9 protein-coding genes are annotated in these 13,014 nt (G+C 58.1%); 4 read left to right on the top strand and 5 right to left on the bottom strand.

The genetic code is table 11. The annotated features are described in order from the left end of the window. Nucleotides 1–2 precede the first annotated feature (2 nt). Nucleotides 3–2,126 (bottom strand): ATP-dependent DNA helicase RecQ, encoded by a 2,124-nt coding sequence (locus tag P8935_RS14005; protein ID WP_348260919.1) that lies wholly within the window; start codon nt 2,124–2,126, stop codon nt 3–5. A gap of 86 nt (nt 2,127–2,212) precedes the next feature. Here P8935_RS14005 and P8935_RS14000 point away from each other — a divergent pair, with 86 nt between their 5' ends. Then, on the top strand, nt 2,213–3,049 hold the full coding sequence (locus P8935_RS14000; protein WP_348260918.1) for a DUF302 domain-containing protein: 837 nt from the start codon (nt 2,213–2,215) through the stop codon (nt 3,047–3,049). A gap of 729 nt (nt 3,050–3,778) precedes the next feature. Here the strand turns inward: P8935_RS14000 and P8935_RS13995 are convergent. Continuing rightward, nucleotides 3,779–6,484 carry an ABC transporter permease gene (locus P8935_RS13995; protein ID WP_348260917.1) on the bottom strand — a complete coding sequence of 902 codons (2,706 nt, stop codon included), beginning with the start codon at nt 6,482–6,484 and terminating at the stop codon, nt 3,779–3,781. 12 nt (nt 6,485–6,496) lie between these two features. Beyond that, the gene (locus P8935_RS13990) at nt 6,497–6,820 is read right to left on the bottom strand and encodes a PadR family transcriptional regulator (protein WP_348260916.1); all 324 of its coding nucleotides are present in this window, start codon (nt 6,818–6,820) and stop codon (nt 6,497–6,499) included. 339 nt (nt 6,821–7,159) lie between these two features. Between P8935_RS13990 and P8935_RS13985 the strand changes: the two genes are divergently transcribed. Beyond that, a complete protein-coding gene (locus tag P8935_RS13985; protein WP_348260915.1) occupies nt 7,160–7,588 on the top strand; it encodes a hypothetical protein in 429 nt (142 codons plus the stop codon). Nucleotides 7,589–7,967: 379 nt separating this feature from the next. Continuing rightward, nucleotides 7,968–8,678, top strand: coding sequence for a hypothetical protein (locus P8935_RS13980; protein ID WP_348260914.1), 711 nt, complete (start codon nt 7,968–7,970; stop codon nt 8,676–8,678). 31 nt (nt 8,679–8,709) lie between these two features. On the opposite strand, the gene P8935_RS13975 is transcribed toward P8935_RS13980, so the two are convergent. Next, complete coding sequence (locus P8935_RS13975; RefSeq protein ID WP_348260913.1) at nt 8,710–9,126, bottom strand: YidB family protein; 417 nt, start codon at nt 9,124–9,126, stop codon at nt 8,710–8,712. Nucleotides 9,127–9,324: 198 nt separating this feature from the next. Next, nucleotides 9,325–11,589 carry a catalase/peroxidase HPI gene (katG, locus tag P8935_RS13970; protein ID WP_348260912.1) on the bottom strand — a complete coding sequence of 755 codons (2,265 nt, stop codon included), beginning with the start codon at nt 11,587–11,589 and terminating at the stop codon, nt 9,325–9,327. A gap of 245 nt (nt 11,590–11,834) precedes the next feature. On the opposite strand from katG, the gene P8935_RS13965 reads away from it, so the two are divergent. After that, the gene (locus P8935_RS13965) at nt 11,835–12,773 is read left to right on the top strand and encodes a LysR substrate-binding domain-containing protein (RefSeq protein WP_348260911.1); all 939 of its coding nucleotides are present in this window, start codon (nt 11,835–11,837) and stop codon (nt 12,771–12,773) included. Nucleotides 12,774–13,014 lie beyond the last annotated feature (241 nt).

The raw sequence follows: 13,014 nt of genomic DNA, 5'->3' as shown, positions 1-13,014 counted from the left end.
GATCAGTTTTCAGTAATCAGTTTGGCCTCGCAGATCTCGATGATCGCGGGGCCAAATTTTTCTACCTTCGTGGGGCCGATGCCATCGATTTCGAGAAGCTGGCGCGGATTGGTGGGGCGAACGAAGGCTACTGCGGTGAGTGTGCGGTCGTGCATGACACAGTAGGCGGGGATGCGGAGGCGCTTGGCCTCACCGGTACGCCACTCTTTCAGTCGCGCTGCGAGCGCTTCGCCGTCCGCGGACAAAGTGTGCGGAAGGACGCTCTCCACACGACGGGTAGATTGGGTCGTGCTGCGATTTGTCACGTGGCCTGCCGAAACTTCATCGCGTTTTGAAGTCTTGCGAGCGCGATTGTGGGCTTCAGGCGACGCGAATTCTTCTGCGATTCCGTCATCGAGCAGTAACTCGACAGACGCAATGTTGCGGGTCTGCAAACCGGCCTCGGTCAGGTGGACTTTGCGGTAGTGTTTGACTTCACCGTCTTTTTCATATTCTGCATCTTCGATGGCAATGAGGCTGGCGCGGATCATGGCATCTAGGAGCGCTTCGAAATCATCTCGCGTGGTTCGGCCAGAAGGATCTAGACTACGCTGCAATGTTCCAGTGGCCTTGTAATCGACGGCACGAAGTTCGTCGATTACGGACTGCGCCATTGCGCGTTCGGTATTGGTGGCGCGGCGGAAGAGACGCAGAATGGCTCCGGCGGGATCACATACATCACAGACACCGCAAGACTGCGTGGCATCGGCATCGTCTCCGAAGTGGCGGACGAGGGCGGACATGCGGCAATCACTCGATGTGGTGAAACGGAGGACCTTCCCAAATTGTTCGGCGCGGTGCTGGGCCTGGACAGCATAAGTCTTCTTCCAGCCCGACGCGCCAAGAGTCACGTTGCCGCCAAAATCTACTCGTGCGCCGCCGTGAATTTCGAGCTTCTCAAGTGCCTTGTCAAATTCTTCATCGGTGAGTTTTGACTCGCTGCGAAGTTTGTCGATGGGCCGCGCGTCTTCGCCCAGCATTCGGAAGACCTGGTGAAGATGATCGGTCGGCGGGTAGTCGCGGTTGAGAAAGAAGTCGTGGGTGCGCTGATCAGCGTAAGAGTGCATGAGGAAGGTGCGGCTGGGGGCGCCATCTCGACCGGCGCGGCCGATTTCCTGGTAATAGCCTTCGAGGGTGCCGGGAAGTCCGGCGTGGATGATCGTACGAATATCAGCTTTGTCGATGCCCATGCCGAAAGCGATGGTTGCGACCACAACCTCAAGTTGGCCGGACTGGAAAGCACGCTGCACGCGCTCGCGGGTATCGGCGTCTAGCCCAGCGTGATAGGCAGCGGCGCGCATGAGCTGCGACAGTTCCGCAGCGAGGCTCTCGGAGTGCTTACGCGAGGTGGCGTAGACGATGGCAGGACGGCGATCGCGATGGGCAAGAAGAGCGCAGATCGCGCTGGCGCGCTGCGGCACCGAGAGCTCGACGACTTCGATAGCGAGATTGTCGCGGCGAAATCCGTGAATGAAGCGGGCGGGCGAGGTCATGCCGAGTTGGGCAATGATGTCTGCCTGAACTGTGGGCGTGGCTGTTGCGGTGAGGGCGAGAATCGGAACACGTTCTGAGCCATTGCGCAGCGCGGGAAGGTATTGGCCGAGCATGCGGTAGTCGGGACGAAAATCGTGGCCCCATTGAGAGATGCAGTGGGCTTCGTCAATGGCGATGAGGGCGGGCGGACGCTTAGCGAGCATCTCAGGAAAGCCGGGAACGCGGAGGCGTTCAGGAGCGATGAAGAGAAAGTCCAATGCGCCAGCGAGGTAGTCCACACAGGCCTGGCGGGAGACGGAGCGGTCGAGGCCAGAGTGGATGCGGGCAACGCGCAGGGTGAGTGCGACGAGTTTCGCCACCTGATCTTCCATCAGCGCGATGAGGGGCGAGATGACAAGCGCTGTTCCGCCGAGTGCAATTGCGGGAAGCTGATAGCAGAGCGACTTCCCTGCTCCGGTGGGCATGACGAGCAGCAAGTCGCGGCCTTCGATGGCGGCGCGGCAGACTGGTTCCTGGTTGGCGCGAAAGCGCGCGAAACCGAAAACCGAATTTAGAAGCTTAACGAGGTTTTCCGGATTGGGTGGAGTGGTCAAAAGAGGCGCCGAGGGGATTGATATCGAGTAAAAATATTGAAGGTCCCTTCTCCAACTTTACAGGACCGGCGCATCTACAGATAGAGATGAACAATTTGAATCAACCTACGGCCGTGCAGCCCAAGGCGAGCCTCAGCGACTATCTTGCCGCGGAGCGCACGCTGCTGGCCTGGATACGCACCGGGCTGGCGATGATGGGATTCGGATTTGTGGTGGCGCGCTTTGGTTTGTTTCTGCAAGAGATGCGCGTAGCACAAAACCATAGTCCGGAACAGTCTTACGGAATGTCGCTGTGGTTCGGTACGGCGTTGATCTTTGTAGGAGTGCTGGTGAGCATCTTTGCGGGATGGCGTCATCTGCGGCTGGTGAAGGAACTCGATCGCGGAAAAACAACGCACACGCATCCCACGGCGCAGGCGGTTGGCATCGCTGTCTTGCTGGGCGTAGTTGGACTTGCGATGGCTATCTATCTGATCTCGGTGCGCAACATAGCGCCACCGAACGGAGAAAACGGAAAGGGGACATCGATGAATCGGATGATCGATAACGGACTTGTCAATTTGCCGAGCAGTCATTCGGTTGATGAAACGGTGGAGAAGCTCAGAGGAATTCTGACTGTAAAGGGCGTGACGCTGTTCGCCGTTGTGGATCATAGCGACGAAGCAACTAAGGCCGGGATGCAGATGCCGAATACGAAGCTGCTGATTTTCGGCAGCCCGAGGGCTGGGACGCCGGTGATGCTGGCTGCCCCGAGTATTGCCATCGATCTGCCGTTGAAGATTCTGGTCGCGGAGGATACGTCGGGCAAAGTTTGGATTTCCTACAACAGTCCGCAGTTTTTGCAGGAACGGCATGGCGTACCGGCTGAGTTGATGAAGAACCTGGCGGTGATTGAGGCGCTCGCGAATGCGGCGGCAGTCTGAGATGCTGCCGAATCGCTTTGGGAGAGAAGTGGTGGTACCCCACCCCCATCTCTGGAGATAAAATCTCGCCTTTCAATGGTATACGGAATATCATGACTCCAAATTCCTCTGCTGATTAAACTTAGCCGTAAAATATTCTCAGGAAAGGGCTTAGAAAGGCGAAGCAGTTTGGAGGTTCCGGCATCGCCTTCATCGCATTCGGCTAAGTCAAGTCGAGGCATTGAGTTCAATTTCATTGTGCTCTAGAGCGCGGTAAGTACCTGCAAAAGTGGCGCATGTCTTATCGCTGTTGTTTGAGGGATTTGAGACCGAGTATGTCGGCGCACACCTTGACATCGGAACTGTCGCACATCAGATTTGAGGATGAATCTGTGCCCTTCCGAGTTTGTAACACTCGAAGAAGAAGCTGCACCATTTTTGGTAATGTCCGGATAGCCCACCACACACTCACAAAGCAGAAGATCTTGATTGAAGTGCTCTCTAGCGATTTGTCCTGAAAGGAACCGTCGTGATTCAGTCTGCCGAATCTCGCGGAACCATAGCCGGACTTGGGATATAAATCCAGCCTTGATGCGTGAACTTGTTCAGCTTCTGATTCCGGCAACGAAATGACGCGACTCTAGTGACAGCGTTTTCTCGAACGATGATCGAGTGGCCGACTGTCGATCTGTTAGTCCGAAGGTTTGGACGTGCTGAGGAAACATAATGTCCTAAGCGTTGATAGCACTTCTATTCGCCTCGCAATGCTCCAACCGGATCGACAGCCGCTGCCCGGCGTGCCGGCAACGCAGACGCCAGCAGCGCCAGCGCAAACACGGTAATCGCCGCCAGCGCCAGCACGCGGGAATCGAATGGGCTTACCTGGAACAAGAAGCTGCGCAAAAGGCTGGAAGCCGCTGCTGCTCCAGCGAGGCCGATCAGGACTCCGGTCACCGCCAGTTTTGCTCCGGAGATCAGCATTAGCCGCACGATGTCCGCGCGCTGCGATCCCAAGGCCATTCGGATCGCCATCTCCCGCGTGCGCATGGCGGCGGAAAACGCAATCACGCTGTAGATGCCCATGATCGCCAGCAGCACGGCGACCGCGGCAAAGCTTGAGATCATCGCGGCATTGAACCAGCGCGGCGCCTCCATGCGGCTCAACGCCTCGTCCATCGAATGAACCTTGGTGAGCGGAAGCTGCGGATCGATGGACAGAACCGTCGCGCCCAGCGATTTGATCATGCTGTCGGGCGGCAGCGCAGTGCGCAGCACGATACTTCCAGCCTGCGCGTTCAACAAGCCGGGCGGCACCAGCTTTCCGTAGGAGGCCATCAGTTCGCTGGAGGGCTGGTAGATCTCGTACTGCGTCGGTGCATCCACGGCCATCTGCTTGATATCGCCCATTACGCCCACCACCGTCATCCAGGGCGTGGGCGTTTTGGGGTATCCCCAGCGCAGGCGCTTGCCAATCGGGTCCTGTCCGGGCCAGAAATGCTCGGCGAGCATGTGGTTCACGATGCAGACCAGCGGCGCCTTCACGTTGTCGGCCTCGCTGAACACACGGCCGCGCAGCAGCGGAATCCCCGCCGCGCGGAAGTAATCGCCCATTACCTGAGACGGCCAGGCAATATCTACTTCAATGCCCTTAGGCGGAACGTAACTATCGGCGACGAATGTGCTGTTGCGCACCATTCCTGAAGCGGGCAGGTACGACGTAATTCCCACGGACTCGATGCCCGGCGAACGTTCGAGCCTGCGTAGCAAGGTGCTATTGAATGCATCGATGGCGGCCTGCCTCGAGTATTGCTTTTCGGGCAGCCTATAGTCCGCGGTTAGCAGGTGATCGGTGCGAAATCCCAAATCCAGGTCGCGCAGCTTCTCAAAGCTGCGCAGCAACAGGCCTGAGGCGATCAGCAGCACCAGAGCCACGGCAATCTCCGCGATTACCAATGCAGAGCGTAGGCGCACCTGCGCTCCACTCACCGATCCCGTGAGTCCGCCGTCTTTGAGCGTCTCGTTCACGCCGGTGCGTGCCGCCGCCAGCGCAGGCGCCAGCCCACACAGCAAACCGGTTAGCAATGCCGTGCCCATCGCAAACAGGACCACGTGCCAGTCGAGCCGGATAGATTCGATACGCGGCAGCGACTCCGGCAAAAAGCTGATGCCAACCCGTACGGCCACGGCCGCCAAGCCCAGTCCAATCAAGCCTCCCGCAAAGCTCAACGCAAGTGTTTCCACGAGGCTCTGCCGCAGCACTGCCGCGCCGCTCGCGCCCAGCGCCCGCCGCACCGCAATCTCCCTCCGCCGCCGGATCACGCGCACCAGCAGCAGTCCGGCGAGATTGGCGCAGGCGATAAACAGCACCACGGCAACGGCTAGAAACAATATGCGCAGCAATGGTCGCGCCTGCGCCACCGTGTCTTCGGCCAGCGGGCGAACAATGGCGCCGATACGCTGGCTGCTCATGTAGGCGGGAAAGTTGCGCGTGATCTGCCACGCCACGCGCCCGGCGTCCTGCTGGGCCTGCGCAGACGTCACGCCGAGCTCGAGGCGCCCCACCATTCCGCAGCACCAAGCAGCTGCCTCTTGTAGCTCATCAGGCGTTGGACTCAAGGGCACCCACAACCGGCTCTGATCCATCAGGCCGGGGATGAGCGGGAACTCGAAGTCGCGCGGCATTACGCCGATAATCTCGTAAGTCTTGCGGTTGAGTTCGATCTTGTGGCCCAGGATCTGCGGATCGGCGTGAAAGCGGCTGTGCCACATCGCGTAGCTGATCACGGTTACCTGCAAGCTGCGGTCATCTTCCTGTTGTGTGAAGGTGCGGCCCATCAAGGGCGCAACGCCCAGCAGAGGAAAGATGCTCGCCGTGACTCGCGCCGCACTGATCTCGGCGGGCGCGCCAGCATCGGAGAATTCGTAGCCGGCCTGCTCAAACCCGCCCAGGGCGGCGAAGCCCCGTGTCTCGCGCTCGTAGGTAAGAATCTGCGGCATGGTTCCGCCGATGTGGCCGCTGCTGCCCAAATTTATACCCGGCACAGTATCCCCAACCACCACCAGGCGGCCCGGATCGGCAAACGGCAGCGGACGCAGCAACACACCCTCGACGATCGAAAAGATCGCCGTTGTGGCGCCGATGCCCAAAGCCAGCGTGAGGATAGCCGTCGCCGCAAACCCGGGCGACGTTCTCATTTGATGCGCTGTGACGCGCAACTCTCGCAAAAACGACTCGACCGCCGATTCCCAGCCAGCCGACCATATGTTATGCCGCACCATCTCGCGGCTGCCTATTTCTGCACGGGCCTCGCGCTCGGCATTTTCCTGGCTCATGCCGCGTTGCAGCTTATCCTCCACCGAGGCCGCGAAGAAGTTTCTGAGTTCTTCTTCGATCTGGGCGTTGCGCTCGGACGGGCGAATCAATGCCCGTACACCGGCCATGAGACTTCGCAGCATGTCTCCCCTCTCTCAGGCTTCGAGAATACGTTCTATAGCCGCAATCTGGCGGCCACACTGGCGGCATCCCTGTTCAAATGCTTTACGCCTGGCGGCAGTCAGCGTGCCATATTTCGCCCGACGGTTGTTTTCCGTCGAGCGCCATTCCCCGCGAATTCGCCTAGCCCGCTCCATGCGGCTCAGTGCGGGAAGCAGTGACCCCTCATTCACCCGGAACACACCGTCGCTCACCTGCTCGATGCGAAGCGCTATTCCTTGCCCATGCATCGATTCGGGAGCCAGTGTCCTGAGCACTAGCATCTCAAGCGTCCCTTGAACCAGCTCGCTATTGCTCATGCCCACTGAACCCTCCGCTAGATAGTCTAGAGGTATACGGCTCCCTCCTCTAGGTCGTCAAGATGTAGATATGGCAATTCGAATTCAGCCATCGCTCAAGCGGGCGGAAGCTACAAATAATGACAAACGCCTATGTCATAAGTTTTGTGGTGGATGCTCGCGAAGCGTAGCGCCAGAAATCCCTCTTCGCCCGAGTGACCGGCCAACTGGACACAGAGGCCACTCCTTGACAACTTCCCCATCGCCGACCACTCGACCAGAATGCAACTCCGGCGTCTAGGATGCGCTTACGAGCCTGCGGTGCGAGTAAGCTGGATGAGCAATCTCGGAGATCGACGTATGAGCAAGGATGCTCAAACAGTGTTGGAACGTGGATCGGAATTGATAAGACCATTGCTGCTTCGGCATGGTTTTGCCTACAGACGGCTCGATTCGGGAGAGAGCAGCGGTGGTCGATTTGCGAGTGCTGAGTTCAAGAGAGAGTCTCGAAGGTTGGAGTATCACTTCCGCGATAGTTTGGGAATGGTTTCATACCACATTGACTCTCATTCGATGTCGCATCAGGAATACATGAGCTCCGTACTTAGAAACCTTAACGCGAGCCATTACCCAGGTTTTTCAAGCGATCCGCTGGACGGGTTTCGTCACCTTCTACTTGATCTCGAAGAACACTGTGTGGAATTTCTCGAAGGGTCAGATGAAGTCCTCCGCCAGCGCGTCGAAGATGCGCTAAGAAAATCGCACATCATACCTGGAATTCAAGGGTAGCGAGCGAATCATCGGCTGCTCGGAAGTAAGCATTTCTGTGGCTCGAAAACTGGTGAGGACAACGGCAGGCCACGTGGTGCGTGGCGCCCACCAAGGCCAGAAGATCAGTTGAGATCGTGCTTTTCAACCCAAGCTGCGCTTGGCTGGGTACCCTCGTTTCATGCAGGTTTTGAGTTTTCAGGGCGACGCATTTTTGGTCGTTTGTCTTCAGAGGCAACTGCAGATCCCTCTATTTCGGTCGGGATGACAAGCGCGAGGGAGGTCGCTGCGATTCGTGCACGACGAGCGAGTACGTTGTCGATCACTTCCGGTTTCCAGGGGGTGCGTTTAGTATTCGTGTGATTCGCTTAATCCTCGGGAAAGAACGGTGAATGTATTGATGCGTGGTCTTCTGTATCGGAATTGGTTGATGGGTTCGGCGGTTGCGATGATGGTGGCAGGTGCGGCTAGCGGGCAGACTTCGGATTTTTTGAAGAGCTACAAAGGCACGCCGTTTCATGACAGCAAGTACAACGGCGGAGCGCAAAAGATTCCGGGGACGGTGATGTGCGCTTACTACGATGTGGGTGGCGAGGGCGTGGCGTATCACGATTCAGACGCGAAGAACAACGGAAGCGGCGCTCTGAATCCCGCGAACGGAACCTATTTGAATGAATTTCGAATGAACGAAGGCGTGGATACTTCGTATACGAAGTTCGGCCTCAATCCGAAGATTGACGACAATCCGTATGACAAGGCGACGCCGCCAGCGGGGATGCTTTATGTGGGTTGGACGGAGCCTGGTGAGTGGTTCAACGTGACGGTTGATGTAGCGGAGACGGGAGAGTACTCGGCTGATCTGCTGTATACATCGAATCGCGGCGGCGCGATCTCGCTGGATGTGAACGGAGTGGCGACTACGGGGCCGTTGACGATTGCTTCAACGTATGATGCATCCGATACGGTGGCGTGGCGGCAGTGGCACCACTGGAATCTGGCGAAGGATCTGGTGAAGGTGCATTTGGAAAAAGGCAGAAACGTGTTGACAGTGCACACGGTGGCGCAGGGTCAGATGAATTACGCGACGCTGGAGTTCCGCGTTGCGAAGTGAAGAGTGGTGAGTAGTGGTCAGGCCCACTCACTCAAAGGATGCGCTGCAGTACGGACTGCAGGATGCTGCCGCTTTCAGGTTGAGTCCCAGTTGGTTCTCCGGTGGGGCTGACGTGGTTGTTCGAGATTACGTGGCTAACCACAAGCGGAATTACGACGGCCAGAGATCCGCGGACGACTCCCTCAGAGAGGCCGGTGCGCTGCGCGATGTTCGCGATGATGCCAGTACCGGCGAGGCCGTTTTCAATTGCGGAGGGATTAGGCTGCGTCTGACCTTGTGACCACTGCTCGACCGCGGGTCCCATGCCGTTGCGCTGGAGATTCTGGATGAGGCCACCGATGCCGCCGGGCTGATTTTGAAGTTCTTCCATGAGGCCGCCAGCGACCTGCGCGTGTTCTGGGCCGGCATTGCCCATGGCCATGGATTCTACGGTATTGAGGATGCTCATGATTCACCTCGATTGTGTTGATGGATGTGGGATGCGGGTTGATGAAGTGAAGTGGTCCAGCCGATCGTTGGGGTTGGGTCTGTGGTATCCCATCCTTGAATCACAGAACGATTCAAGGATGGGGCACCTTCTTTCTGTATTTGGTTGAACTCCACCCAAGTCTCAAAGCTAGACCTCGGGCACCCAACTCTGCGCTCGTTAATCGCCGGCTACGGTTTCGGCGACTGGGTGGGTCGAGGGAGGATTGGCTTCGATCTTCCCTCCCCTCAGCAGATCGAAACGATCGGCGTTCATCACTTTGTTCCAGACAGCCACGAAGTCGCGGACAAATGCGTCTTTGGAATCGCTGCTGGCGTAGACCTCGGAGATGGCACGGAGTTGGGCATTTGATCCGAAGACAAGGTCGACGACGGTGGCAGTCCACTTGAGTTCGCCGGTATGACGATCGCGGCCTTCGAGAACGTCCTTCTCTTTTTCGGACTTTGCCCACTTCGTTCCCATATCGAGCAGGTTGACGAAGAAGTCGTTTGTGAGGGTTTCGGGTCGCTTGGTGAGGACGCCGTGTTGCGAGTGCGCCACGTTTGCGCCGAGTGCGCGCATGCCGCCGATGAGAACGGTCATCTCCGGGCCGGTGAGGCCGAGGAGTTGCGACTTGTCGAGCAGCAATGCAGCGGCATGCTCTTCAGTTCCCTTTCTTGCGTAATTGCGGAAACCGTCGGCGACTGGTTCGAGCACTGCGAAGGAATGTACGTCGGTCTGTTCCTGCGAGGCGTCGGTGCGACCGGGTTCGAACGGAACCTTGACGTCGTGTCCGGCTTTCTTGGCAGCAGACTCGACTGCTGCGCATCCTCCGAGAACGATGAGGTCGGCGAGCGAGATTTTCTTGCCGCCTTTTGCTGAGGAATTGAAGTCCTTCTGAATGGCTTCGAGCTTGGAGAGAATCTTTGCCAGCTCTGCGGGCTGGTTGACTTCCCAGTTTTTCTGCGGCTCAAGGCGGATGCGTGCTCCGTTGGCGCCACCGCGCTTGTCGCTGCCGCGGAAGGTGGAGGCAGAGGCCCACGCGGTATTGACGAGTTGCGAAATCGAAAGGCCTGAAGCGAGGAGCTTGGCTTTCAGGGCGGCGATGTCCTTGTCGTCGACGAGCTCGTGATCGACTTCGGGAACGGGATCCTGCCAAATCAACTCTTCTTTGGGAACGAGCGGGCCGAGGTAGCGGGAGATCGGACCCATGTCGCGATGGGTGAGCTTGAACCAGGCGCGGGCAAAGGCGTCGGAGAGCTTGTCAGGGTTCTTTAGGAAGTCGCGCGAGATTTTTTCGTAGATCGGATCAACGCGCAGAGCGATATCGGAGGTGAGCATCATCGGCTGATGACGCTTTTTGGGATCGTACGCGTCGGGAACAGTGTCTTTGCCGGCGTCGCCTTTGGGCTTCCACTGATGGGCGCCTGCGGGACTCTTGGTCAGTTCCCAATCGTAGCCGAACAGGGTTTCGAAGTAGCTGTTGTCCCACTTGGTTGGCGTGGGTGTCCAGGTGACTTCAAGTCCGCTGGTGATGGTGTCGGGACCGATGCCGGTACCGAAGCTGTTCTTCCAGCCGAGTCCCATCTCCTCAAAGCTTGTGCCCTCCGGCTCGGCGCCGACGTGACTTGCGGGGGCTGCGCCGTGGGTCTTGCCGAAGGTATGGCCGCCTGCGATTAGCGCTACCGTCTCTTCGTCGTTCATGGCCATGCGGGCAAAGGTTTCGCGGATGTCGCGGGCGGAACCTGCGGGATCCGGGTTGCCGTTGGGGCCTTCAGGGTTCACATAGATGAGGCCCATTTGTACGGCTGCTAGCGGGTTGGCCAGCTCACGATCGCCGCTGTAGCGCTTGTCGCCGCCGAGCCACTCTGTTTCAGGACCCCAATCAGTGTCGACATCGGGCTCCCAAATATCTGCGCGACCGCCGCCAAAGCCGAAGGTCTTGAGGCCCATGGTTTCGAGAGCTACGTTGCCGGTAAGGATCATGAGATCGGCCCAGGAGATCTTGCGGCCGTACTTCTGCTTGATGGGCCAGAGCAGACGGCGCGCTTTGTCGAGGTTAACGTTGTCGGGCCAGCTGTTGAGTGGGGCGAACCGCTGTGCTCCCCTGCCTGCCCCGCCGCGTCCGTCGTGAATGCGATAGGTGCCGGCGGAGTGCCAGGCCATGCGAATGAAGAGCGGACCGTAGTGGCCAAAGTCGGCCGGCCACCAATCCTGCGAATCCGTCATGACGGCGCGGAGATCCTTGATCACCGCTTCGATGTCGAGTTTCTTGAACTCCTGCGCGTAGTCGAATTCCTTCTCCATCGGATTGGAGAGCGATGAGTTCTGGTGCAGAATGCCGAGATTCAGCTGATTGGGCCACCAGTCGCGGTTGCCTTTTGCTCCTGCCGATGTGTGCTTGATTGAGCCGTTTGAGAACGGGCATTGTGCTTCGCTAGACATGATGCTGTCTCCTGTAATCGTGTGCAAAAAGATTGCTGGTTGAGTAGGAGGTTTCCGGGTGAGTCCCGGCAGATGTACGTCGCATTCAAGGGTAAGGTATCGCCCTGGGCTTCGATATGACAAATCAATTGTTTCTTTGATGATGATTGGTACAGCCTATGATGAAAAAGGACCAGGGACCAGGGGATAGGGACTGGGGACTAGGGAACAGGCAGCGCTGCGTATTCGTGGTTGGCGGGGTTGAAATGAATTTGCAGGAATTGCGGTATCTTGTGGCGATTGCGGAGCACCGGCATTTTGGGCGCGCGGCCGAGGCTTGCAACGTGAGTCAGCCGACGCTGAGCAGCCAGATTAAAAAGCTCGAAGACGAATTGGGCGTGACGCTGCTGGAGCGCACGAATAAGCGGGTGGATATCACTCCGGTGGGGAGCCAGATTCTGACCCATGCCAAGCGGGCGCTGGCCGAGGCGGGGCAGATGGAAGCGGTGGCGCGGGCGGCGCGAGATCCGATGGTAGGTCCGTTGAAACTGGGGGTGATTCCAACTGTTGCTCCTTATCTAATGCCGCTGATTTTGAAGCCGCTGCGGCAGGGGTATCCGGGGCTGACAATCGAGTTGTGGGAGGATCAGACGCGAGCGCTGGTGGAGGGTCTGCGGAATCACAAGCTGGATGCGGCGCTGCTGGCGACGGCAACGGATGCGCCGGAGATTACAGAGATCGAGCTTTATGACGAGCCGCTACTGGCGGCGCTGCCTCGAAATCACAGGCTGGCGGGCGCCAAGAAGGTGGATGAAAGTGCGTTGACGGAGGAATTGCTGGTGCTGGCGGATGGGCATTGCCTGTCGACGCAGGCGCTGGCAGCGTGCGGGGCAAAACATGGAGCGCATGGGATGGGTGTAGGGCACATGCGGGGGTCACTCCAGGGGACGTTACAGGGCTCGATGCAGGCGGCGACGCTCGAGACGCTTGTGAACCTGGTGGCGGCGGGATACGGATCGACGCTGATTCCAGCACTGGCGGCGGGGACGCTGGGACAGAGGGGAATCGTCCTGCTGCCGTTGACGGGGAGGTCCAGCCGGACCATTCGGCTGGCTAGCCGGCCGGGATTTCCACGAGCCCAGGCTTTGAGAGCGATCGAGAAAGTGATCCGGAAGGCAGTAAGTTTTCGCCAAAATCTTCGATAAAATATGGCCAATCAAGCCTGTGGAAAAATCGGCTGAAACTCAATAAAAGTAGGATGATTCCGGGAAAAAGCCTAAAATAATGGAAAAGACGGGTTCGGGACCCCCTTATCCACAAAAGAACCTCTCCCCATGATTGACCCTTACTTTTAGGCTCCTTAGAGTCTGTAATCGAAGAGGGTCTAATTCCCCTCGAGGCGTGAACCAGCGCCGAACGACCAGTCCGACGAGCAACGATCGCTTG

This window comes from Telmatobacter sp. DSM 110680 (assembly GCF_039994875.1).
Lineage (GTDB): Bacteria > Acidobacteriota > Terriglobia > Terriglobales > Acidobacteriaceae > Telmatobacter.
Note: the sequence above shows the minus strand (reverse complement) of the source record. Positions and strands in the feature narration are given on the sequence as shown.

Excerpts from the sequence above, each read along its gene's own strand:
- P8935_RS14000 (WP_348260918.1), top strand. The coding sequence starts at position 2,213 with ATGAACAATTTGAATCAACCTACGGCCGTGCAGCCCAAGGCGAGCCTC.
- P8935_RS13995 (WP_348260917.1), bottom strand. The coding sequence starts at position 6,484 with ATGCTGCGAAGTCTCATGGCCGGTGTACGGGCATTGATTCGCCCGTCC.
- P8935_RS13990 (WP_348260916.1), bottom strand. The coding sequence starts at position 6,820 with ATGAGCAATAGCGAGCTGGTTCAAGGGACGCTTGAGATGCTAGTGCTC.
- P8935_RS13985 (WP_348260915.1), top strand. The coding sequence starts at position 7,160 with ATGAGCAAGGATGCTCAAACAGTGTTGGAACGTGGATCGGAATTGATA.
- P8935_RS13980 (WP_348260914.1), top strand. The coding sequence starts at position 7,968 with ATGCGTGGTCTTCTGTATCGGAATTGGTTGATGGGTTCGGCGGTTGCG.
- P8935_RS13975 (WP_348260913.1), bottom strand. The coding sequence starts at position 9,126 with ATGAGCATCCTCAATACCGTAGAATCCATGGCCATGGGCAATGCCGGC.
- katG (WP_348260912.1), bottom strand. The coding sequence starts at position 11,589 with ATGTCTAGCGAAGCACAATGCCCGTTCTCAAACGGCTCAATCAAGCAC.
- P8935_RS13965 (WP_348260911.1), top strand. The coding sequence starts at position 11,835 with ATGAATTTGCAGGAATTGCGGTATCTTGTGGCGATTGCGGAGCACCGG.